This is a genomic window from Streptomyces sp. NPDC002446 (assembly GCF_053595675.1).
In genome coordinates this window covers 32300-54501 of record NZ_JBSFYC010000002.1, presented here as the reverse complement: position 1 = coordinate 54501, position 22202 = coordinate 32300, and the positions used below count along the sequence as shown (strand labels likewise).

The window sequence follows — 22202 nt, the reverse complement described above, 5'->3', positions numbered from 1 at the left end:
CGGCCCAGGTTCAGGTGCCCGGCCCCGTACGCGTCGCCGGCCCGGGTCCGAGCAGGACGAGCGTGTCGCCTTCCGCCGCGGTGACCGGCCGGGCCCCGGTGACCGGTTCCAGCCGGCCGTCGCGCCGTACGACGAACAGCGTCTCGTGTCCCGGCGGGCACGGGAGCGACGCGGGCTGTACGTGGCAGCGGGCGCCCTGCTCATGACGGGCCGCCAGGGCGTGGCGGACGAGGCCCGGGCCGAAGACGGTGTCACCGGCGGTGTAGGGGGCGACGACGCCCTGGCTGTCGGGTGGCGGGCCGACGCGGTAGACCGGGCCGTCGACGCTGTCCTGCATGACGATCGACGCCAGTGCGTTGAAGTCGTCGTCGGCGGTGAGCAGGTAGACCGAGGTCACCCCCTCCAGCCGTGCCTGCGGATCGGCGGCCACGGCCATGAGCTCCCCCACGGCCAGTTCGATTCCCGCTTCCGCGATCCGGTCCCGCTCCGCTGCGCGCCCCGCCCACATCAGCACGTCGAGTCCGGCGGTCCGCAGCGACCGGGCCAGATCGATGACCCAGGGATCGCCGCCCACCAGGAGCGGGCGGGCGCGCGTGGGGCGGGCGACGCCCAGCCTGACGGCCACCGGCCTCGCCGTCAGTGCGTAGACCACGACCGTGGCGACGATCACCAGGAAGGTGACGGGAAGGATCCTGTCGGCGCCACGCAGGCCCGCGGCGGTGAGCGAGGCGGAGAACGTCGTGGCGGTGGACGCGGCGACGATGCCGCGCGGCGCCATCCAGCCGATGAAGGCGCGTTCGCGGGCGGCGAGATCCGACCTGGTGGTGGACAGCAGGGCGACCAGGGGCCTGACCAGCAGGACGAGGACCGCGACGAGCGCGAGGGTGGGCAGCAGCACCGGGACGACGGACGTGGGCGTCACCGTCGCCGAGATGGAGATGAACAGCAGGCCGGTGATGAGCTGCACGAGCGTCTCGAAGAACGGCCGGCGTGCGGGCATGTCGAAGCCGGGCAGGTTCGCGACGGTCAGCCCGGTGACGATCGCGGCGATCAGCCCGGTGTCGTCGAAGACCATGTCGCAGCCCGCGGCCACCGCGACGACGGTGGCCAGTTGGGCCAGCGTGCCGAGCGTCTCGCCCAGTCTGAGCAGCCGGAGGGTGACCCACAGCAGCCCGGCGCCGACCGCGCCGCCCACCAGCCCGACGGCGAGGGCGGCGACGAAGGAGGCGGCCCGGAATCCGTGGCCGGTCTGGAATCCGCCGGAGACGATGGAGTGGAAGACGACGGCGCCGAGGATGGCGCCGACGGGATCGATCAGCGACCCTTCCCACAGCAGGGCCCGGCGCACCTGGTCCGACGGCCTGACGTGGTCGAGCAGCGGACCGACGACGGTCGGCCCGGACACGACGAGGATCACGCCGGTCATGGCGGCCGCGGCGAACGGCACATGGAACAGGGCCGGCCCCAGGCCCACGACGGCACCGCAGGTCAGCAGCACACCGAGCACGATGAGCCGGACGACGACATGCCGCATCGCGCCCTTGAGGTGGCGCAGGTCCAGTCCCAGCCCGGCGTCGTAGAGGATGAGCGCCACCGCCAGCGACACCAAAGGGGGGAAGGCCGGTCCCACGAGCCTGTCGGGGTGGACGGCGTCGGTGACGGCTCCGGCGGCGAAGCCTGCCGGGAGCAGGACGATCAGGGCCGGGATCCGCAGTCGGCTCGCGAGGATCTGGGCACCGACGGCCAGGGCCACGGTCAGCCCGATGCCCAGCAGGATCTCGTCCTCGGTCACCGCTCCCTCACCCTTCGGCGTGCGCCCTGTGCTCCGTGCCCGCCACCGGGTCAGTCCTCGTCACCGGCGGCACCGCGCCGCAGGTCGGCGTCGGTGAGGCCCTCCAGCTCGCCGTGGGTGTCCAGCCAGTAGAGCAGCGCGACCGCGGGGACGATCAGCACGACCGCCACCAGCGTGACGACCGCCAGCCAGCGGAGCGTGGTGTGCGCGCCCGCGCCCTCGGCCACGGTCAGCGAGGTCGGGACGAGGTACGGGCGCTGCGCCATGCCCCAGGCCAGGACGGCGGAGGCGACCACACCGGCCGCGGTGACCCGGGACCAGGCCCCGGAGGGGCGGATCAGCGACCAGGCGGTGGCGAGCGTGCCCAGTGCCGCCACGACGACGAGGACGAGCCCCACGCCGTGCGTCAGCCCGTGCCATACGTGCGGCGCGTCCCCATGGGTGACGAACAGCGTGGTCACGGCGAGCACGGCGACGACGGCCAGGGCGCCCAGCGCCCGCCGCCGGAAGTAGCCGTCGAGATCCGGCGCGGCGAAGCGCCGGGCGTCGGCTGCCAGGAACACCGCGCCGAGCAACGCCGTGGTCGCGACGGCGAGCAGGCCGAAGAGGACCGAGGTGGGGTTGGACCAGGCCTCCGTCGATGCCGTCGTCGCCGGTGTCACCCGGCCCGAGGCCACTCCCCCGGCCGCGGCGCCGAGGAAGAACGGCGTCAGCAGCGAGGAGACGGCGAACATCGCTCCGTACAGGCGCCGGCCGGCCAGCCGTCTGACGGGCTTGCGCAGGGCGAAGCCGGCGCCGCGCAGGACGATGCCGACGGTGGCCAGTGCCAGGGGCAGCCACATGGCCGTGAACACCCGCTGGAAGAAGACGGGGAAGCCCGTCCACATGATGACCAGCACGAAGATCAGCCAGACGTTGTTGACCTCCCATACGGGAGCCATCGCATGGTCGATCAGCCAGCGGGGACGCTTGCCGCGCTCCGCTCCGCCCGCGGTCAGGTCCCAGAAGCCGGCTCCGTAGTCGGTGCCGCCGGCACAGGCATAGGCGGCGACCGCGAGCAGCAGCACAACGGCGATGACGCCGGCGATCATCCTCGTCCCCCCGTGGACGAGGAGGTTCCGTTGCCGCCCGGCCGGGACGTGTCCGCGGACGGGACGGCGGTGCGCGGCCCGTACGGGGTGTCCGTCTCCGGTGTCTCCGACGGGGTCCCCGACGGTGTCCCCGAAGGGGTCCCCCTCCCGCCCGTCGCGTCGGCGAGCCGCCAGCGGGTGCGCATCCTCAGCAGCACCGCAAGGAACGAGCCGAAGACGACGACGTACACCACGATGACCAGGCCGAACATGATCCACAGGCTGGTGGAACGCGTCGCCGTCACCGCTTCGGCGACCCGCATGTTCTCGTAGACGATCCACGGCTGGCGGCCCACCTCGGTGGTGATCCAGCCGCATTCGACGGCGACGACGGAGGCCAGGCCGGCCACGGCGGCGCACCGGAAGAACCACGGTGAGGCGGGCAGCCTGCGGCGGCGCAGCCAGACCAGGGCGTACCACAGGGCGAGCAGCACCAGCGCGGAGCCGATGCCGACCATGATGTCGAAGGCCCAGTGGGCGATGGTGGCCTGAGTGGCCGTCGGCCGCTCGCTCGCGGGGACGGAGGTCAGCCCGGTCACCTTGGTGTCCGGGTGGAAGCCGGCGAGGATGGAGTCGAGCTGCGGGATCCGGATGCCGCCGGAGATGGTCCCGTCCGGATGCAGCCGGCCGAACAGGTACTCCGGCACATGGGTGTCGGTCTTCCAGACGATCTCCATCGCGGCGAACTTCACCGGCTGCTTGTGGAAGACCTGCCGGGCGATGGAGTCGCCCAGCACGAACTGCACCGGTGTGAACACCGCGGCCAGTGTGAAGGGGATGGTGAATCCGAGCCGGTGGTAGCGGTCCCGGCGGCCGCGCAGCCAGCCGGCGGCGTAGACGCCGGCCACGACGTATCCCGCCGTCACCAGCATCGCCACGACGAAGTGCCAGTACTGCGGGCCGAACATGGGCGTGAAGATCGCGTTCCAGATCTTCACGTCGACGGGGTTGCCCGCGGAGTCGAGGGAGAAGCCCCGCGGGGTGTTCATCCAGGAGTTGGCGGCCAGGATCCCGAAGGCACCGAGCAGGGCCGCGGCGGGCAGGGGCAGTCCGAGCAGGAAGTGGGTCCGGGACGGCAGCCTCCGCCAGCCGTACAAGTAGATGGCGATCAGGACGGCTTCCAGGAAGAAGGCCCAGGCCTCGACGCCGAATCCGATGCCGAAGACATCGCCCCACCTGCCCATCATGCCCGGCCACAGCAGCCCGAACTCGAAGGACAGCACGGTGCCGGTGACGACCCCGATCGCGAACTGGACCGCCATGACAGCCGACCACCGCCGCGCCAGCAGCAGGGCGGTCGGGTCGCCGCGCCGCAGACCGTAGCCGTGCAGGATGAGCGTGATCAGCGGCAGGGCCACGCCCAGGGGCACCAGAATGATGTGGGAGGCGAGGGTGAAGGCCATCAGCGATCTGGCCGGGAGCATCTGCGCGGGCGCGTCCGCCAGCAACGAAACCGTGGTCTGCAAGTGAGTCTCCCCGGAGGCCGACGCGAGTGAGGTGGGTCAGCCGCCGGTGGCGAAGCCGGGGAAGAGGGTCATCCCGCCGTCCACGTAGACGGTGGTGCCCACGACGTAGTCCATGAGGTCGGAGGCGAGGCCGACGGCCGCGTGGGCGATGTCCTCGGGGTCGCCGATGCGGTCGTAGGGGATCAGCCGCAGGAGATCCTGCCGGGCCTCCGGGGTGTCCCAGGCGTCGCGGTTGATGGGGGTCTTGATGGCTCCCGGGGCGATGGCGTTCACGCGGATCTTCTGCGGGGCGAGTTCCTGGGCCAGCGTCTCCATCATCATCTGTACGCCGCCCTTGGACGCCGCGTAGTTGACGTGCCCGGCCCACGGGATGATCTGGTGCACCGAGCTCATACAGATGATCTTCCCGGCCGCGCGCGACACCTCGGGGACGACCCCGCGTCGCAGGAACTCCTTGGTCGCCTCGCGGGCGCAGAGGAACTGCCCGGTGAGGTTCACGTCGAGGACCTTCTGCCACTGGGCGAGGGTCATCTCGGCGAACGGGGCGTCCCGCTGCAGTCCGGCGTTGGCGACGAGGATGTCGATCGTGCCGAATTCCCGGACCATCCGGTCCGTCATGGCGACGACCTGGTCCTCGTCGGACACATCCGCCTCGTAGGCCGCCGCCCGCACCCCGAAGGACGCGATCTCCTCGACCACCTTGTCGGCTTCCGCACGGCCCGCCACGTAGTTCACGACCACATCGGCTCCGGCCCGGCCGAGCGCGACGGCCGTCGCCCTGCCGATTCCCGAGTTCGCGCCGGTGACCAGCGCCTTCTGCCCCTTCAGCAGATGCGCGGGGATCACGTCCTGAGGTACGCCCTCGGGGGAACTCACCATGACTCTCTCCTCCACCGGGCGAGCCGGGTCAGCCGGACCGTGGCCCGGAAGTGCAGCCGTCACACAATCACCGTGGCGGGGCGGGGCCGCGTCGCAATGACCGGCTTTGCGCTGCCCGGCTGACGATCTTCCCCCGGTCGGAGGTGCGCCGCCGCACACCGGTCAGCCGAGCCGCGCCAGGAGGTGGTCGCCCACCCGAAGGGCGTTCGCGATGGCCGTCAAGGACGGATTGACGGCGCCGATGCTCGGGAAGAAGCTCGTGTCGACGACGTACAGGTTGTCCAGGTCATGGGCCTTGCAGTCGACGTCCAGGGCCGAGGACGCCGGGTCGTCGCCGAACCGCACCGTGCCCGCCTGGTGCGCGGTGGCGCCGATCGGCATGCCCTTGTGCAGGTAGATGCTGCGGGACAGCAGATGGTGCTCGTGCATGCCCAGGTGGCCGAGCATCTGCTGGAGCTTGTGCCGCAGACGGTTGAGGCCGGCGATGTTGTTGGTCTCGTCGAGCGTGAGGTGAATGCGGCCGTCGCCGTCCAGCGTGACCCGGTTGCCGGGCTGCGGGAGGTCCTCTCCGCACAGCCAGAAGTCGACGGCGTGATGGGCCAGGACCTCGAAGGGCATGTCCGGTACCACCGCTCCGGCCCAGCGCGGGGCCTCGCCGTGGATCTGCTCGGCATCCGACTTGCCGAGCATCTGGATCCCACCGAGGGGGTGGTCCCAGTCGTCCGCACCCAGGTACCAGTCGTGCAGGGCGAGGGTCTTCTGGAACTGGGTGTCGTTGGGCTCCTTCGAAATGGCCATCAGCGCGAGGTTGTTGTGCCGCATGTAGTGCCGGCCGACCACGTCCGAGCTGTTCGCCAGGCCTCGGGGGTGCCGGTCGTTCGCCGAAGCGAGCAGCAGGGCGGCGGAGTTGACCGCCCCGCAGGCCACGACCACGATGTCCGCGGAGAACCGGGCCTCCTCCTCGCCCGGGAGCCGGGCGACGACCGCCGTGACGCTGCGCCCCGTGGGATCGGTCTCCAGCCTCGTCACCCGGGCGTGCAGGACGAGTTCGACATTGGGGTGCCGCAGTGCCGGTTCCACACAGATCACCTGGGCGTCGGACTTGCCGCGGACCAGGCACGGGAAGCCGTCCACCCGGTTGCAGCGGATGCAGACACTGGAGTGGGTCGCCTGCCCGTGCTCGTCCTGGTCGAGGTTGACCCCGATGGGCAGGTGGAAGGGGTGCAGTCCCTGCTTCTCCAGGTCGTCGCTCAACTGCTGGATGCGCGGCTCGTGTTCGACCGGCGGGTAGGCGTACGGTCCGCTGCAGGGCCCTTCCCAGGGGTCCTCGCCGTGCCGGCCGTGCACCAGATAGAGGTGTTCCGCCTGGGTGTAGTACGGCTCCAGGTCCTCGTAGCGGATCGGCCAGGCGGGAGACACCCCGTCGTGGTGGCGTAGTTCGCCGAAGTCCTCGGGGCGCAGCCGGAACAGCGCCGCGCCGTAGAACTTGGTGTTGCCGCCGACGTAGTAGTTGACCTCGGGCGGGAACTCGTTGCCGTGTTTGTCGAGCCAGAACTCCGGAGCCCGGTACTTCGCCCTGACGAACACGGCGGTGGAGTCCCAGTTGTCGCGTTCACGCGGCAGGAAGCCACCGCGTTCGAGGATGAGCACCCGCTTGCCCGAGGGGGCGAGCCGGTGGGCGAGCGTGCCACCGCCGGCGCCGCTGCCGATGATGATGACGTCGTAGTGGGAGGAGCCGCCCACGGCGACCACCGTCCTTGCCTTTGCGGTCCTCGTCCGTTGCCGGGACTGCCGGGACCTGCCAGCGCACTTTCCCTCTTCGAACGTATACGCCCGGCGGCAGCGCGGCACCTGGAACGGCGCCCGGCGCGGTCACAGGACGGCGATCGGGTTCACCGGAGAGCCGGTGGCCGCCGGGAGCCGCAGGGGGGCGACCACGCACAGGAAGTGCCAACGGCGCAGCTGTTCGCACGCCGGGACCAGTTCCTCGAAGTCCAGGTAGTCCATCAGGTGCACCCCCATGGCGTGCATGGCCAGCACATGCACCGGAAAGGCGACCCCGGTCACCACACTGGGGGCCGTGTCGTTGTTGCCGTCCGAGCCCAGGACGGCCACCCGCCGCTCGGCCAGGAAGCGCATCGCTGCCGGATGCAGGCCCGCGCGGGCCTGCGCCGCGTTCCAGGCGCCGAGGCTGCGGCGCCGACGACGGTGCCCGACCCGCACGAAGAGCAGATCGCCCGGTCCGACCGTGACGTCCTGGGCGTTCTCGGCCGCCACGAGATCGTCGGCGGTCACACAGTCGCCGGGTTCGAGCCACGGCACTCGGCGCAGCCGCGGGATGTCCAGGAGGACGCCGCGGCCGACGATGCCGTCTCGGACCAGGTCCAGCGTGAGCGCGCCGGCGCCGTCCGGTGTCACGCTGCTCGCCGGGAGACCGCCGTAGAGTTCGCCGTCGAACATCACGTGGCACAGCGCGTCGAGGTGGCTGTCGGCGTCCCCGTGCACGTTCATGGCGAACCGGTCGAGGGCGAACCGCAGCCCGTGGGCAGCGGCCTCCCGCTGCGCCGGTGCGGTCATCCGGTGGGACGCCGGCTGCGGATTGTCCGGACCCGGACGGGTCTCGATGGTGGCGGCAAGCGAGACCGTACGTCCGCACCGGACCTCGGCGGCGGCCACCACACGCTCGGGAGTGAGCCGGCTCAGCGCTCCGCGCCGGCGGTCCGTGCCGTCCAGGGCCTCGTCACGCAGCTGACGGTACAGGGACCGGAAGGCCGCCTCGGGCATGACGGGCGGCGCCGCGGGAGGCGACGGTGGGCGACGCGGGTGCGAGCTGACGGTGACCACCCTGTCCGGGCCGGAGACGGAGCGCCGCGGCTCACCGGGACGGGATACGGAACGCCGGTTCGTCTCCGTTCGTACGCTCCGTCACGTGAGCTCCTCCTCATGCGGCGCGGGGCTCTGGTTCCACTGTCGGCCTCCACTGGGCGCCACGCATCCCGGGCCTTGCGCGAGGCGCCGTCCAGCGGCGGAACCAGTGACCGCCGTGCACGCCCGCTACTGCTCCGGCGGCCTCACCACGGTCGGCGGAACGTGATGCCGAGGTGCTGGCAGAGCCCTTCGCGCTGGTCGGCTGTGGCAAGGACCATGACGTCGTCGATGGAGACGGTGACTCTGCCGCCGGTGAGGGCTGCGGCCTCGTTGGAGATCTTCCCCGGGGCGGCTCAGCCGAAGTGCTCGCTTGCGCAGGCGGGTTCACCTGACAGGTGCGGGCCTCCAGGCGTGGTACCGGGCTTCCCCGAGAGCCCGGTACCACGGCCTTTCAGCTCAACCGCAAGACGAGAAGGGGCAATGCCGGGTCCCGGCGGCCGGCCTGTGGCTCGGACACCGGGACCCGTTTCTCAGTCCTTGTCTTCCTTCTCGTCCATGTCCCCCTTACCTTCCATGTCCCCGTGGTCTTCCTTGCCTCCCTTGTCGTCCTTGCCGCCGTTGCTGAAGCTGTTGTTGCAGCCCATGGACGAGCCGATCTTGGTGTCCTGAGCACCCGGGGCACCCTCGCCGCCGAGCGCGTTGCCCAGCAGGCCGTTGAGGATCCCGACCTCGCCGAGGACGTCGACGTTCAGGTCGTGCGACCGACAGGAGCTGCCCTGCTTGATGTCGTACCGGCTGCCACCCTTGCCGCCGTCGGCGTGGGCAGTGCCTGCGCCGAGGATGGCGATGCTGCCGAGTGCGGCGGCCACGACGGCAGCCCTGCGAAGCTTGCGCATTACATCTCCGATAGATTGAGCGGATACGATCAGTAAATGATCGACTTCGTACAGTAATCAAAGGGTAATGTGCTATATCCCGCACTGTTCGGCGACGCGCCGGTGCCAGGAGCAGGTAACTCGCCCAGGGTTTCGGCCAGGAGCTCGCCGCCGGGGCGGGCGAACGCGGCGAGTCCCGCACCCCGGTACGGGCCGGTCTCCTCACGCCAACCGGCCTGACTGCCGGTGCGGTTCGGCTCGCCGCGAGCAGACCGGGACCCCGCGCCGCCACCCAAGATCACCGGGTGCAGAATGACCCGTATGTCGATAGCAAACATTCCGAAGGCGACGACGATCGACGATGCTCCGCTGATCAGCCGCATACTGGCCCGCGCCTTCGACGACGACCCGATGATGCGCCGTTTCTTCCCCGACGACGCCTCGCGCGCGGCAGGGCTGGGCCGCTACTTCACCACGATCTTCACCCGGCAGTACGTCCACCACGCCATCTGCGAGAACACGGAGGCCGCGGCCGCGTTCTGGGTACCGCCGGAGGCGCAGGCCAAGACCGTTCCCGACGCGGAGACCATTGCCGAGCTCCAGGACATCCTCGGCGACCGGGCACCCCTGTTCAGGGACACCGTCGAGGCGGCGGCCAAGCACACGCCGCAGGAGCCGCACTGGTACCTGGCGCTGATCGGCGCCGACCCGGCCGCCCAGGGGCAGGGGCACGGGGCCGCCCTGCTGCGCTCGGGGCTGGCCAAGGCCGATGCGGCGGGCCTCCCCGCCTATCTGGAGTCCTCCAAACCGTCCAACCTCCCCTTCTACGAGCACTTCGGCTTCACCGTGCGTCAGGAGCTGCGGCCGGAGGACGGGCCGGTGCTGTGGGCGATGTGGCGCGAGCCGCGCCACCCGGCCGACGCCTGAGCCCCACTCATGCCCGGGAACCGTCCGTGAAGTTCCACTCCCGGCAGGGCCGTCACCACGACGGAGTAACGCAGCGTGATCAACCTGTTGCTGCTTCGTTATGGCGGTGATCCCGGTGCACGACCGGGACCAGGACAGGAAGGAAGTTCCGTCGTGGGTAAGGCAATGCGGATGTTCGCGGGCGCTCTCGGGGCCGGTGCGCTGCTGCTGTCGGCAGCCGGCACGGCCAGCGCAAAGGGCTGGGTTGACGAGATCTTCGAGCAGGACATTCGGTGCGCGGCGTCGTTCAGCCTCCTGCTCCCCCCGGACGGTTGCGTCACGAACGTCTTCATCGACAACCACAAGAGGGTCGACATCGTCAAGCAGCGTGCCGGGGGCGACATCGACGACACCGTCGTCACCCGGCGAGGCGGCCGCTGACACCGGCGCCGCACCCCGGGGCGGAATGCTCCGGGGTGCGGCGTCGCGCCCCGCACCGTCGCGACTCGTATGCCTGCCCGCCAGTTCCGCTGGCGGGCAGTTCGCGTCCGCCGCGCGCGCCTACCCCCGTGGCGAGACCGTCACCGTGACCCTGCCGGAGGCACCGGGATTGGTCCACACCCGTACCGTTCCCCGCTCCCCCGCCGGCACGGTACGCGGCCAGGCCACCGCCGGGCCCTGGACCGACACCCGCCATCCCACGGCCGTGGGCGGGGTCGACAGCTCGCTGACGCCGGGCCGCCCCGGGGAGTCGTAGACCAGGCGGAGGGCGCGCGCCGCAGGATCATAGGCCTGCTCGCGCACCGTGCCTGCGACGGCAGGGGCGTAAGGGCGCGCGGTCTGCTCCTTGTTGGGGCGGAAGCGGCCGTCCTCGCCGACGGCGCAGTATCCGCCGCCGTAGCACCACACATAGCCCGCCCAGCCGGAGCTGTAGCGGTCGAGGGAGGCGAGGGCATCGCCGTAGAAGCGCGCCATGTGGGGCAGCGAGCTGTCCCGGGGGCCCCACTCGCCCACGACGACCGGTATGTGCTGGGCACTCGGGTAGCGGGTGACGGTGTTCTCGTAGGCCTCGATCCAGCGCGCCGAGGGGTCGTAGTCGCCGCCCGCTTCCATGGCGGCGTTGTAGAAGTGCGGCGCGTAGACGACCTTGGGGTCGTGGATGCGGCCGAGGCCGGTGGGCAGGCCCTCGCCGACGATCGGGGTCGGTTCGACGAACAGCCTGCTGTGGCGGTCGACCGTGCGGATGGCGTCCGCGATCCGGTTGTACATCGGCGTCAACTGCTCGGACTCGATGCGGTGGGCGGCCGCCGGAAGGTCCTCGCCCTCGCGGAGCCGCCCCATGGGCTCGTTGATCAGGTCGTAGCCGTACACGGCGGGGTGGTCGGCCAGGCGCCGGGCGAGCACCTGCCACATACGGGCCTGCGCCCGCTGGAGGTCGCGGTCCTCGTAGAGGTGCTCGAAGGCGGCCTGCACCGCCGGTTCGAAGTACTCCGCGAACCAGTCCCCCGGGTGCGGGGTGAAGGGCAGCCCGTCGGTGCGGGTCGCCCACTCGGGAATGCCGCGGTGGCCGAACTCCGGCCCGAAGACGTCCTGGTGGGCGTCGATGACGACCTGGATGCGCCAGCGGTGGGCCCAGTCCAGGATCCGTTCGATCTTCCGGAGGTAGCGCGCGCTGTAGTGTCCGGGCCGCGGTTCCAGGTCGTCCCAGAAGACCAGCAGACGCGCGAAGTTGAAACCCTGGTCGTGCATGTCACGGAAGTGCCGCTCCGTGACGGCGCTGAGCGCATCGGCGCCGCGGTGCGTCTTGTCCTCGACGTTCCAGCCGCGCAGGGTGAGCGTGCGCCCGCGGTCGTCGGTGAGCGGGGCCGGTGCAGGCGGCGCATCCGCCCGTGCCGTGCCCGGTGACAGCAGCGCGAGGACGACCGCCAGGGTCACTCCCGCCTTGAACGCGAATCCGCAACCGGTCATGGCCCCCACGCTTCACACCGACACCGACATGCCCTCCCGAACAGATGACCGTCAGCCCTTCCGCTGAAACCCGAGGCGGCCTCGGGGGCTCGTTTCACACTTCGTTCGGGAGGCGGAGCGTGGCGACGGCTCCGCCCTCGGGGGAATTGGAGAAGTGCAGGGTGGCGCCGAGGACGTGCGCTTGGCCGGCGGCGATCGTCAGGCCCAGGCCGTGTCCGGTCTTCTTGCCGCCGTCGTGCCCCGACTGGCTCCTGAACCGCTGGGGGCCCTGCTCCAGGAGGTACGGGGGGTACCCGTCGCCGTGGTCCCGTACGGTGATCACCGGGCCGTCGAGGGATACCACCACCGGCGGAGCGCCGTGCTTGTGGGCGTTGGCGACGAGGTTGCCCAGTACGCGCTCCAGCCTGCGCCGGTCGGTCTCCACGCGCGCGTCCTTGACGACGCGGACCTCGGTCGTCGTCCCCGTGGCACGCACCGCGCGCTCCACCAGCCGGCCGAGCTGGTGGACGTCCAGGTCTGCCTGTTCGACCTGCGCGTCGAGCCGCGAGATCTCCAGCAGGTCCTCGGTCAGCCGGCGCATGGTCCCGACGCGGTCACGCACCATGTCCGTGGGTCGGCCGGGCGGCAGCAGCTCGGCCGCGGCGTGGAGTCCGGCGAGCGGGGTGCGCAGTTCGTGGGAGACGTCGGCGGTGAAGCGCTGTTCGCTGTGGAGTTTGCCCTGCAGGGTGGCGGCCATCGCGTCGAGTGCGGCCGCCACGGCGGCCGGCTCGTCCTGGGCCTGGTCGGGGCACCGGGCGCGGGGGTCGTTCACTCGTGCGTCGAGATCGCCGGCGCTGATGCGTCGGGCGACCAGGGCGGTGCGGTGCAGGCGGCGGGTGACGCGGGAGACCGCGATCAGTCCGACGACGAGGGTGACGGCGATCGCGGCGGCCGAGGAGCCGATGATTGCCTGGTCCAGCCCACGGAGGGCAGCGGCCCGGGCGCTGTAGTCCAGGCGCACGGCCAGGACCTTGCCCCCGTCGGCGGGGGTGCTGGCCCACATCGTCGGGCGGCCGTCGTGGTCGGCGAGTTCGGTGCCGCGCTCCTGGCGGCGCACGGCCATCTCGCGGAGCGGCGCGGGCAGGTCCGGCGGGTCCACCGCGGCGTTGCGGCCGAGGGGTTCCCCGGCGACGTACGCGGTCACCGCCCTGTCCAGTTCGTCCAGGGCCGCGCTCCTGGCCCGGTCCTCGGTCTGCCTGCCGACCAGCACGTGCACGAGGATGCCGAGCAGCGCCGCGAGCAGGCAGCACATGACGGTGATGAAGACGGCGGACCTGCCGTAGAGGGTCGCGGCCCAGGTGGGCAGGAGCCGCGGTGGCCGCGGCCGTCGGGGGCTCACCGGGTTCGCTCCGACTTCGGCGCGGCGGAGGAGGTCGTCCGCCGGTCGAACTCCGTGGCCCGGAGCACCATGATCTGGTATCGCGCGTCCCATGAGTGCACCGTGCGGATCTCGTACCCGGGCGAGTCCGTGGGCTCCCGCATGATCAGGTCACCGTTCGCCACGTCCACCGACGTCGGAGTTCCGGCGGTGTCCAGGATCCGGTTCACCACCCCGCGCTTGAGCACATAGACCCACACGGCCAGGATGTGCTCCTCGCCCTCGACGCCGACGATCAGCTCGTCCTTCCCGTCGCCCGTCAGATCGTGGTACTGCGGGGCCCGTACGGGACAGGGCTTGGGCTTGGCGGCGCACTGGGCGATCTTGCGCTCGGTGGCCTTGCTGAAGGCCGGCGCGTGGCGGCGGGCGTCCTCGGCGATCTGTGCCTGGACGACGGAGAGCGCGGACACCCTGCGGATGTCGCCGGACCGTACCGGGGGCAGTGCGCGGAGGGGCATCGGCCCGGCCTCGCCGCCACTGTCCGGTGAGGGCGGCGGCGCGGGCGGGCGCTCGGGCCACAGGGGCGCCGGAGCGGCGGCGACACGCGTGTGACCTGCGCTCTTGGGCGCCCCGGTCGCCGCACACCCGCCCAGGAGCGCCGCCGTACTCACCGCCGCGACTGCCAGGGCCGTCGCCCGTGCGGGACCGGGGGCGGGCAGGGAGCGGAGGAGCGGCACGGTCATTCCAGACAGCGGGAGGCGGCGGTGGCGTACAGGACCGATCATGTTCGTTGCCCCGCGTTGCGGCAACCCGACGATTGTGTGACGGTTCCCCATCCATGTGACGGAAGCGGGGCGGCCGCCACGGCTGTGGGCCCTCGCCCTGCGGAGCCGCGCCAAGTCCGGGCAGAACTCAGGGGTCCGAGGGCAATCCCTTAGGCGCTGCCCCTAGGGCAACCCTGGGCACGTCCCGGTGACTTCCCTGAATCCCGTCTCGCACAGTTGTGCCCACGATCGGCTCGCTGTCACCGTCGACTAGGGACAACTCCCGCGATCCATTTCGTCAGACTTCGCAGGCCTTGGAAAGACTTCGCAGGCCTTGGAAAGGACTTCATGCAACCGCTCTTCAGGGCGCTCTCCGGAGTGCTCACCGCCGGATTACTCGCCGGAGCGTCGACGCCGGGCGTGCGGGCGGCGGATGCCGGCCCTCCCGGCAGAAGCCCGACGACTCGGGACGCCATCGACTGGAAGCCGTGCCCCCAGGACGCCGCAGCGGAATGCGGGACCCTGCGGCTTCCCGTGGACTGGGCGCGCCCGGCCGGTGAAAAGTTTGGCCTTGCGGTGGCCCGTCGCAAGGCCGCTGATCCGGATCGCCGGGTCGGCGTACTGCTGGTCAACCCTGGCGGGCCGGGCGATTCAGGTGTGGACTTCGCCGTACGCCGTGCCAAGTCCCACTTCAGCGCGGAGGTCCGGGAGAAGTTCGACATCATCGGGTTCGATCCGCGGGGTGTCGGAGGCAGCCAACCGGTCAAGTGCCCGCAGAAGCTGCTGGACCAGCGTCCGTCGGCATACCCGCGCAACCAGGCGGAGTTCGACCAACTCGCCCGGTTCAACCGGACGTTACGTAAGGACTGCCGACGACACAGTGGCCCGGTCTTCGACCACGCCGACACCTTGAGCGTCGTCCGGGACATGGACGCGCTGCGCAGATCGCTGGGCGAGAAGAAGATCAATTACTTCGGCCACTCCTACGGCACGCTGATCGGCGAGCAGTACGCGGAGCAGTACGGCGACCGGATCCGGACCATGGCCCTCACCGCGAACGTCGACCACAGCCTGGGCGCCCGGGAGTTCATGGTCTCCTCAGCGGCCACCGCGGAGGACTCGTTCCAGCAGTTCGTGAAGTGGTGTGAGCGCACCGGCTCCTGTGCGCTGTACGGCCGGGACGTCACCGCCGTGTGGGACGGCTTGCTCGCCAGGGCGGACCGCGGGGAGATATCTGACCCGAAGAGCCCGGACCAGGTGCTCACCGCGAACGCGATCACACTCACCGCCTTCAAAGCGTTCTACGGCCCGGAGTGGGATGAGCTGGCCGCATACATAGCGGAGCTGGACGCACAGCGACCGAAGGAACCGCGGAATTCTCGGCATTATCGGCACTATCGGCATTCTCAGCGGACTCAGCGAACTCAGTCGCAGAGGTCACCGCAGATATCGGAGAACCCAGAACAGCGGACGACCGCGGAACCGTTTCACGCGGTGTTCTGCCAGGACTGGCGATTCCGGCCGAGGGACTTCCGGGAGTTCGCCGGCCTGACCGAAGCCGAGCTGCGGGCCGCACCGCATATGCGCGGCTCACCACGTGTGCACGCGGCGGTGGCCGGCTGCGTCGGCTGGCCGAACGAGGTGAACAATCCGCAGCACCGTCTGCGCATCACCGACGCACCCAAGATCCTGATGCTGCATTCGCTGCACGACCCGGCGAACCACTACGCGTGGGCGACCCGTATCCACCGGCAGACCCGCAGAACGACTGTCCTGCTGCCGTACGAGGGCGCGGGGCACAGCGTCTACGGCCGAAGTGACTGCACACGCGACGCCGTTGACGACTACCTCACCGAACTGAAGCCCCCGAGCGCCGGGAGCCGTTGCGCCCCCGCCGCCGAGAACTGATCACGAGAGGACCGCACACCGGCCGATCGAGGCCTGGGTGAAATCGAAACCATGCGCACGAAACGATGCGCACGCTACGGAGTAACGGAAGGAGACAGCCCGGACGAGACGGAGTCATAGGCAGAACGGAGTCATAGGCAGAGTCGTATCCCTATCCAGCGGCCATACTTGGCGCATTGTGCCGGGCATTGCAGCGCAGACACCCACTCGACTAAAATTCAAGATCATCGGTGTTCCATCGATCCACCGCGCACTGCCGGTTTTCCGGTGCAGTGGCCCCACTGATGGAGGGCGGCCATGGCAAAGATCCTTGCGGTGCTCTATCCGGATCCCGTGGGCGGCTATCCACCCGAATACGCCCGTGACGAGATTCCCACCATCGCCGGCTATCCGGGCGGTCAGACCGCGCCGACCCCGCAGGCCATCGCATTCACCCCAGGGCAGCTGCTCGGCTGCGTATCGGGAGAACTGGGGCTGCGCCGCTTCCTTCAGGAGCGCGGCCACACGTTCGTCGTCACGTCCGACAAGGAGGGAGCGGGCTCCACGCTGGACCGCGAGCTGCCCGACTCCGACGTGGTGATCTCTCAGCCCTTCTGGCCCGCCTATCTGACGTCCGAGCGCATCGCCGCGGCGCCCCGGCTCGGACTCGCGATCACCGCCGGGATCGGGTCGGACCACGTCGACCTGCCGAGCGCCATCTCCCACGGCATGACGGTGGCGGAGGTGACCTACAGCAACAGCATCAGCGTGTCCGAGCACGCCGTCATGCAGATCCTCACGCTGGTGCACAACTACATGCCCGCCCATGAGTGGGTGACCGCCAAGAAGGGCTGGAACATCGCGGACAGTGTGTCGCGCGCCTACGACCTCGAAGGTATGCACGTGGGCGTCCTCGGCTCCGGCCGTATCGGCCAGGCGGTGCTGCGGCGCCTCAAGCCGTTCGACGTCACCCTGCACTACTGCGACGTGCACCGGCTGCCCCGGGACGTCGAGGAGGAGCTGGAGCTCACCTACCACCCCGACGCCCGTTCGCTGGTCTCCTCGGTCGACGTGCTGTCCATCCACACTCCGCTGCATCCGCAGACGCAGAACCTCTTCGACGACGAACTGATCGGGGCCATGAAGCGCGGGTCGTACATCGTCAACACCGCACGCGCGCTCATCGTCAACCGGGACGCCGTGGTGCGGGCCCTCCACAGCGGCCAACTCGCCGGTTACGCCGGTGACGTCTGGTATCCGCAGCCGCCACCGCCCGACCATCCCTGGCGCACCATGCCGTACGAGGCGATGACGCCGCATGTGGCCGGTACGACGCTGTCGGCGCAGGCCCGCTACGCCGCCGGCACCCGGGAGATCCTGGAGTGCTGGCTCGACGGGCGTCCCATCCGCCCGGAGTACCTGATCGTCGACGGCGGTGGGCTCGCGGGGACCGGAGCGCGTTCGTACACGGTCGCCGGATGACGCACCACGACCGGCGGGCGCGTCGCCGCCGAGCTCATACGGTTCGCCGCCGAGCTCATGCGGTTCCCGCGGACGGCAGCGGCTGCTCCGTCCAGATGGTCTTGCCGTTGCGCACGTAGCGGGTGCCCCAGCGTTCGGTGAGTTGGGCGACCAGGAAGAGGCCGCGGCCGCCTTCGTCGGTGGTGGCGGCGTGGCGCAGATGGGGGGAGGTGCTGCTGGTGTCCGAGACCTCGCAGATGAGGTGGCGGTCCCGGATGAGCCGGAGGGTGACCGGGCCGCTGCTGTAGCGGTAGGCGTTGGTGACCAGCTCACTGACGATCAGCTCGGTCGTCAGGGCCACGTCCCCCAGCCCCCAGTCGTTGAGCTGAGCCACCGCGAGCGTCCGGCCCTCGGCCGCCGCGGTCGGCTCCGCCGAGAGTTCCCAGGTGGCCACCTTGTGTGCGGCCAGGCAGCGGGTGCGGGCGGTGAGCAGCGCGATGTCATCGCCGGGGCGGTCGGTCAGCAGCGTCTCTTCCACCGCCTTGCAGGTGTCTTCCAGCGAGCGGGCGGGATCGCTCAGCGCCCCGCGCAGGAGCGCCAGGCCCTCGTCGACGTCCCCGCGCCGGGCCGCGAGGAGTCCGTCGGTGTAGAGGGCGAGCAGGCTGCCTTCGGGCAGTTCCAGCTCGACGGCTTCGAACGGCAGCCCGCCGAGGCCGAGCGGCGGGCCGGCCGGCAGATCGGGGAATTCCACCCGTCCGTCCGGTGTCGCCACCGCAGGCGGCGGATGGCCGGCGCGGGCGAGGGCGCAGCGCCGGGAGACCGGGTCGTAGACGGCGTACAGGCAGGTCGCGCCGATGACCTGCGGGGCACGTTCGTCGGTCGCCTCCTGCTCGGCCGCCAGCCGGTCCACGAGGTCGTCCAGGTGGGAGAGGACCTCGTCCGGGGGCAGGTCGAGGTTGGCGAGTGTGTGGACGGCGGTACGCAGCCGGCCCATGGTGGCCGCCGCGTGGATGCCATGGCCGACCACGTCGCCGACGACGAGGGCGACCCGCAGCCCGGAGAGCGGGATGACGTCGAACCAGTCGCCGCCGACGCCGGTGGTGGCGTCGGCCGGCAGATACCGGTGGTCGACCTCGACCGCCGGGTGCTCGGGCACCTCGCGCGGGAGCAGGCTGCGCTGGAGCGCGAGCGCGGCCTGGTGCTGCTGGGTGTAGCGGCGGGCGTTGTCGATGCAGACGGCGGCCCGGGCGGCGAACTCCTCGGCCAGCGTGAGGTCGTCCTCCTCGAACGGCTCGGGCCGCTGCCACCGCCACAGGCTCACCACGCCCAGTACGAGGCCGCGTGCGACCAGCGGTACGACGATGAGCGAGTGGACGCCCAGTTCCAGGACCCGCTCGACCTTGTCGGGGTCGAGACAGGCCCACCCGGGCGGGAATTCCAGGACCGGTTCGAGGACGGGGCGCCGCTCGGCAAGGCATCTGGCCTGCGGGGCCTGCGGAGGGAAGTGCATCGTGTGGCCCACCGGAAACATCACGGGGGGCGCCTCGGGTGCGCTGCTCCGGACGGCCGTCCTGACCACGGGGGCCGACGCCTCCTGGTCCGGTTCCTCACCACGGGTGACCGGTTCGAGCAGGTCGACGGAGGCACAGTCGGCGAGGTCGGGCACCGCCACCTCGGCCAGCTCGCGCGCCGTACGCTCCACGTCGAGGGTGGTGCCGATCCGGGCACCGGCCTCGTTGAGGAGCGCCAGTCTCCGGCGGGCCCGGTAGCGGTCGGTGACGTCCTCCACCATCTGGGTGACGCCGAGGATCCGGCCCGAGGAGTCCTGCATCCGGAACGCCGAGACGGAGACGACCAGCTCCCGGTCGGGGTCGTGCCGCAGATGGCAGGGCTGCTCGGTGAAGATCAGCGGCTCGCCCGTTTCGAGCACCCGGCGCAGCCGTGCCTCCACCGTTTCCGCGTCCCGGCCGATGACGAAGTCACCGGTGCGCAGCCCCGGGTAGTACTCAGCCGGGACGCCACCGAACCGCGCGATCGCCCGGTTCACCCGCAGAATGCTCAGGTCGGGGGCGTGCACGGAAAGACCGATCGGGGACCGGCGGAACATTCCGTCCAGGACCGAGCGGTCCGTCTCCCACTGGATCACCTGCTCCGCGGGCGCGCCGACGACCATCCACTCGATACCGCCGTCCGCCCGCGCCACCGCCCGGACCCGGCAGCCCAGCTCCACCCGCTTGCCGTCGCGGTCTCGTACGGGGAGGGTCCCGAACCAGCCCCCAGCGCTCACGCAGGCCGCCACCGCGTCCATGACCACGTCTTCGTCGCGCGCATCGAGCAGGACCTCGCGCGCCGCCCGCCCCAGCACGTCCTCGGGCGCATGGCCGAGCAGCGCCTCGGCACGCTCGCTCCAGCCGACGACCCGCCCTTCGCCGTCCAGCACCGCGGAGGCCGAGCGACACACGGCGAACGGGTCGTTGGGGCCCTCGCTGAAAGTCGTCACCGGTGTGTCCATCGCCTGCCACTCTCGTACTGTCCCAGCGGGACCGCGCGTCGACACCCGGGGCACTGCTCGCTCTGCCCCGATCCGGCGTCTGGCTCGACTGGAACCCAGTATCGGCCTGGTAGCGGCACTCCGCGCGCTTCGCACGGCCCCTGCGCGGGCTCACCCCCGCGGGCACGGCCAGGCGCCGGGCGAGACGGCGGTGGCACGGCTCCCGCCCGTCGATAGCATCATGCGCATGTCACGCAGCTTCTACGACCTGTCCTTCGGCGTCGATCCAGGGGGAGCCAGGAAGGACACCCATTACATCCGAGGAAGCCTCGAAGAGGTGCAGCACGATCTGGCCGCGGAGCTCGCCGCGGAGATCAACCTGTACCTGCTCTGCTGGTACGGCGCCCGTCTGACCCTCGACGTCTATCAGCAGGGGAAGCAGACCGACTCGATCGACCTGCATCCGTTTCTCACGCTCTCGATAGCGGGCTATCCGGACATCACGTTCACCGGCCCCGACGAGCCGGTGGGCTACGACTTCGCGGCGGACGAGGAGGCAGCGGACGAGACGCAGACGCTGTCCCACCGCATGTTCGCCGGAGACCTCGGGGACGCGGTCACCGTCACCGTCCACTGGGACCGCATCGAAGTGCCGCCCCTGTCCGGGGAGGTCGTGCGCGAGGGCGACCTGGTCGCGCTCCACCCGCTCCCCGGACACTTCGAGCACACCGCCGCGTACGGCTACCAGGACTTCGAGTCCTGAATTCCCACAGGAGGCCCTGCGCTCAAGCCGGGTAGGGAGCGGCGGCGCGCGCGGACCGGAGTGCGCCCGCCCACCAGGCCAATTGGTCGAGCAGGGTCTTGGCGTAGCCGGAGGTCTCGGGGTCGAGGGGACGGCCGTCCTGCCACGCGGTGAAGTAGTTCGGGAAGGCGAGGCCGTCGCGGATGGTCACCGCGTGCAGCTCAGTCAGCACGTTCTCCAGGTGCAGCACCGCGTGCCGGCCGCCCGCCGCGCCGCCGTAGCTGACGAAGGCGACGGGCTTGGCCGTCCACTGGGTGAAGTGCCAGTCGATGGCCGCCTTCAGCGACGCGGGATAGCTGTGGTTGTACTCCGGCGTGACCACGATGAAGGCGTCCGCGTCCGCCAGCGCCGACGTCAGTGCCGCCATCCCGGCCGGACGGGGGTAACCGTCGCCGGCGAACTTGGGCGGTGCCGCCGGCAGCGCCAGCGGGATGTCGATGTCGGCCAGATCGACGGTGTCCACCTCGAAACCACCGTGCAGGGCGGCCTGTTCGGCGACCCACGAGGCCACTACCGGGCCGAACCGTCCTTCCCGGACGCTTCCGACGATGATGAGCAGCTTGGGCTTGTCGTTGTCCATGCCCACCACGATCAGGCCGCGCCACGGCCGCAGCCAGACCGTGCTGAGGCTGGCCCCCGCAGGGCCACCCTCAGCACTCCGCCGCCCACGGGCAGCGCCCTATGCTCGCCTCATGGGTACGCCGTTGGGGGACTTCATCCGGGCCAAACGCGACAGCATCCAGCCGGAATCGCTGGGCCTGCCGGATCGCGGCCGCCGCCGGTCACCGGGTCTGCGCCGCCTGGATCTTGCCGCGCGGGCCGGCATCAGCGTCGAATATCTGACCCGCATGGAACAGGGCCGTGACCGCAACCCCTCGATCGCCGTGATCAACGCGCTCGCCGACGCACTCAGCCTCGACCCCTCGGAGCGCAACCATCTGCGCTACCTCGCGAAGATCACCGGCGGGGAGTGTTCCGCGCACACCCGGCCCACGCCACCGTCCCGCGAGGTCCGCCCGCCCGTCCTGGAGACACTCCGCCTCCTTGAACCGGGCATCGCCGTGGTGACCAACCGGCTAGGCGACATCCTGGCCCGTACCAGCGGCTATGAGTCGGTGACGAGCGGAACCGGACTGCTGGACACCGACGCCCCGAACCTCACCCGCTATGTCTTCACCGACCCCCGCGCCCGGACGTTCTTCGCCGACTGGGACGACGTCGCGGACGAGCAGGCCTTCGACCTGTGGCTCGGACCGTCCGTCGAGAACTCCGAGTGGCTCACCGCGGAGCTCGCCCCCGTCGCCGGCCCCGACTTCACGCGCCGTCTGAACCGTCATGTGGTTCCGCGACGCGGTGCTCTCCGCCTCAACCACCCCTCCGGCTGCGAGCTTCGGCTGCTCCGCGAGACGCTCGAACTCTCCTCGGAGGCGCAACAGCTGGTCGTCTTCCTCCCCGCGGACGAGAGCACGGCCAAGGCGGTCGACGAGCTCGGCCGCCGGCCCCACGGCGGGCTGCGGGCCATCTCGTAACACACGACGGCAATCTCGTAACACACG

The 22202-nt window shown here is 70.7% G+C and carries 18 protein-coding genes; 6 read left to right on the top strand and 12 right to left on the bottom strand.

What is annotated here, in order from left to right; genetic code table 11:
• Window positions 1-10 precede the first annotated feature (10 nt).
• The 7 genes from ACWD6P_RS01935 to ACWD6P_RS01905 form a co-directional block, all read right to left on the bottom strand.
• Window positions 11-1792 carry a cation:proton antiporter gene (locus ACWD6P_RS01935; RefSeq protein ID WP_451442024.1) on the bottom strand — a complete coding sequence of 594 codons (1782 nt, stop codon included), beginning with the start codon at window positions 1790-1792 and terminating at the stop codon, window positions 11-13.
• A 50-nt stretch (window positions 1793-1842) separates the two neighbouring features.
• The gene (locus tag ACWD6P_RS01930) at window positions 1843-2883 is read right to left on the bottom strand and encodes a cytochrome d ubiquinol oxidase subunit II (protein WP_451442023.1); all 1041 of its coding nucleotides are present in this window, start codon (window positions 2881-2883) and stop codon (window positions 1843-1845) included.
• Window positions 2880-4346 (bottom strand): cytochrome ubiquinol oxidase subunit I, encoded by a 1467-nt coding sequence (locus ACWD6P_RS01925; RefSeq protein ID WP_451442255.1) that lies wholly within the window; start codon window positions 4344-4346, stop codon window positions 2880-2882. The genes ACWD6P_RS01930 and ACWD6P_RS01925 overlap by 4 nt, the downstream gene beginning before the upstream one ends.
• Before the next feature lie 78 nt (window positions 4347-4424).
• Window positions 4425-5267, bottom strand: a complete 843-nt coding sequence (locus ACWD6P_RS01920; protein WP_451442022.1) for an SDR family oxidoreductase — start codon at window positions 5265-5267, stop codon at window positions 4425-4427.
• A 162-nt stretch (window positions 5268-5429) separates the two neighbouring features.
• Complete coding sequence (locus ACWD6P_RS01915; RefSeq protein ID WP_451442021.1) at window positions 5430-7019, bottom strand: GMC oxidoreductase; 1590 nt, start codon at window positions 7017-7019, stop codon at window positions 5430-5432.
• Between the two features lie 120 nt (window positions 7020-7139).
• Entirely contained in the window at window positions 7140-8051 is a 912-nt protein-coding gene (locus tag ACWD6P_RS01910) for a cyclase family protein (protein WP_451442020.1), read from the bottom strand.
• A 614-nt stretch (window positions 8052-8665) separates the two neighbouring features.
• Window positions 8666-9031 (bottom strand): hypothetical protein, encoded by a 366-nt coding sequence (locus ACWD6P_RS01905; RefSeq protein ID WP_451442019.1) that lies wholly within the window; start codon window positions 9029-9031, stop codon window positions 8666-8668.
• 300 nt (window positions 9032-9331) lie between these two features.
• On the opposite strand from ACWD6P_RS01905, the gene ACWD6P_RS01900 reads away from it, so the two are divergent.
• Window positions 9332-9937, top strand: a complete 606-nt coding sequence (locus ACWD6P_RS01900) for a GNAT family N-acetyltransferase (RefSeq protein WP_451442018.1) — start codon at window positions 9332-9334, stop codon at window positions 9935-9937.
• A 153-nt stretch (window positions 9938-10090) separates the two neighbouring features.
• Window positions 10091-10357 (top strand): hypothetical protein, encoded by a 267-nt coding sequence (locus ACWD6P_RS01895; RefSeq protein ID WP_451442017.1) that lies wholly within the window; start codon window positions 10091-10093, stop codon window positions 10355-10357.
• A gap of 120 nt (window positions 10358-10477) precedes the next feature.
• On the opposite strand, the gene ACWD6P_RS01890 is transcribed toward ACWD6P_RS01895, so the two are convergent.
• From ACWD6P_RS01890 to ACWD6P_RS01880, 3 genes are all read right to left on the bottom strand, one after another.
• Window positions 10478-11884: a cellulase family glycosylhydrolase gene (locus ACWD6P_RS01890; protein WP_451442016.1), complete on the bottom strand. Its 1407-nt coding sequence runs from the start codon at window positions 11882-11884 to the stop codon at window positions 10478-10480.
• Window positions 11885-11978: 94 nt separating this feature from the next.
• A complete protein-coding gene (locus ACWD6P_RS01885; RefSeq protein ID WP_451442015.1) occupies window positions 11979-13355 on the bottom strand; it encodes a sensor histidine kinase in 1377 nt (458 codons plus the stop codon).
• Window positions 13259-13984 carry a hypothetical protein gene (locus ACWD6P_RS01880; protein ID WP_451442014.1) on the bottom strand — a complete coding sequence of 242 codons (726 nt, stop codon included), beginning with the start codon at window positions 13982-13984 and terminating at the stop codon, window positions 13259-13261. The genes ACWD6P_RS01885 and ACWD6P_RS01880 overlap by 97 nt, the downstream gene beginning before the upstream one ends.
• Window positions 13985-14581: 597 nt before the next feature.
• Here ACWD6P_RS01880 and ACWD6P_RS01875 point away from each other — a divergent pair.
• The gene (locus ACWD6P_RS01875) at window positions 14582-15913 is read left to right on the top strand and encodes an alpha/beta fold hydrolase (RefSeq protein WP_451442013.1); all 1332 of its coding nucleotides are present in this window, start codon (window positions 14582-14584) and stop codon (window positions 15911-15913) included.
• A 297-nt stretch (window positions 15914-16210) separates the two neighbouring features.
• Window positions 16211-17374, top strand: coding sequence for an NAD-dependent formate dehydrogenase (locus ACWD6P_RS01870; RefSeq protein ID WP_451442012.1), 1164 nt, complete (start codon window positions 16211-16213; stop codon window positions 17372-17374).
• A gap of 55 nt (window positions 17375-17429) precedes the next feature.
• Here ACWD6P_RS01870 and ACWD6P_RS01865 read toward each other — a convergent pair whose 3' ends face one another.
• Window positions 17430-19865, bottom strand: a complete 2436-nt coding sequence (locus ACWD6P_RS01865) for a SpoIIE family protein phosphatase (RefSeq protein ID WP_451442011.1) — start codon at window positions 19863-19865, stop codon at window positions 17430-17432.
• A gap of 226 nt (window positions 19866-20091) precedes the next feature.
• Between ACWD6P_RS01865 and ACWD6P_RS01860 the strand changes: the two genes are divergently transcribed.
• On the top strand, window positions 20092-20607 hold the full coding sequence (locus ACWD6P_RS01860; protein ID WP_451442010.1) for a hypothetical protein: 516 nt from the start codon (window positions 20092-20094) through the stop codon (window positions 20605-20607).
• 22 nt (window positions 20608-20629) lie between these two features.
• Here ACWD6P_RS01860 and ACWD6P_RS01855 read toward each other — a convergent pair whose 3' ends face one another.
• The gene (locus tag ACWD6P_RS01855; RefSeq protein WP_451442009.1) at window positions 20630-21226 is read right to left on the bottom strand and encodes an NADPH-dependent FMN reductase; all 597 of its coding nucleotides are present in this window, start codon (window positions 21224-21226) and stop codon (window positions 20630-20632) included.
• 112 nt (window positions 21227-21338) lie between these two features.
• On the opposite strand from ACWD6P_RS01855, the gene ACWD6P_RS01850 reads away from it, so the two are divergent.
• Entirely contained in the window at window positions 21339-22175 is an 837-nt protein-coding gene (locus tag ACWD6P_RS01850; RefSeq protein ID WP_451442008.1) for a helix-turn-helix domain-containing protein, read from the top strand.
• Window positions 22176-22202: the final 27 nt, after the last annotated feature.

Bases quoted from the DNA above. Each gene is read 5' to 3' on its own strand.
- ACWD6P_RS01890 (WP_451442016.1), bottom strand. From the start codon at position 11,884: ATGACCGGTTGCGGATTCGCGTTCAAGGCGGGAGTGACCCTGGCGGTC.
- ACWD6P_RS01920 (WP_451442022.1), bottom strand. From the start codon at position 5,267: ATGGTGAGTTCCCCCGAGGGCGTACCTCAGGACGTGATCCCCGCGCAT.
- ACWD6P_RS01855 (WP_451442009.1), bottom strand. From the start codon at position 21,226: ATGGACAACGACAAGCCCAAGCTGCTCATCATCGTCGGAAGCGTCCGG.
- ACWD6P_RS01900 (WP_451442018.1), top strand. From the start codon at position 9,332: ATGTCGATAGCAAACATTCCGAAGGCGACGACGATCGACGATGCTCCG.
- ACWD6P_RS01905 (WP_451442019.1), bottom strand. From the start codon at position 9,031: ATGCGCAAGCTTCGCAGGGCTGCCGTCGTGGCCGCCGCACTCGGCAGC.
- ACWD6P_RS01870 (WP_451442012.1), top strand. From the start codon at position 16,211: ATGGCAAAGATCCTTGCGGTGCTCTATCCGGATCCCGTGGGCGGCTAT.
- ACWD6P_RS01860 (WP_451442010.1), top strand. From the start codon at position 20,092: ATGTCACGCAGCTTCTACGACCTGTCCTTCGGCGTCGATCCAGGGGGA.
- ACWD6P_RS01865 (WP_451442011.1), bottom strand. From the start codon at position 19,865: ATGGACACACCGGTGACGACTTTCAGCGAGGGCCCCAACGACCCGTTC.
- ACWD6P_RS01880 (WP_451442014.1), bottom strand. From the start codon at position 13,984: ATGACCGTGCCGCTCCTCCGCTCCCTGCCCGCCCCCGGTCCCGCACGG.
- ACWD6P_RS01885 (WP_451442015.1), bottom strand. From the start codon at position 13,355: ATGGGACGCGCGATACCAGATCATGGTGCTCCGGGCCACGGAGTTCGA.
- ACWD6P_RS01850 (WP_451442008.1), top strand. From the start codon at position 21,339: ATGGGTACGCCGTTGGGGGACTTCATCCGGGCCAAACGCGACAGCATC.
- ACWD6P_RS01930 (WP_451442023.1), bottom strand. From the start codon at position 2,883: ATGATCGCCGGCGTCATCGCCGTTGTGCTGCTGCTCGCGGTCGCCGCC.
- ACWD6P_RS01910 (WP_451442020.1), bottom strand. From the start codon at position 8,051: ATGCCCGAGGCGGCCTTCCGGTCCCTGTACCGTCAGCTGCGTGACGAG.
- ACWD6P_RS01925 (WP_451442255.1), bottom strand. From the start codon at position 4,346: ATGCTCCCGGCCAGATCGCTGATGGCCTTCACCCTCGCCTCCCACATC.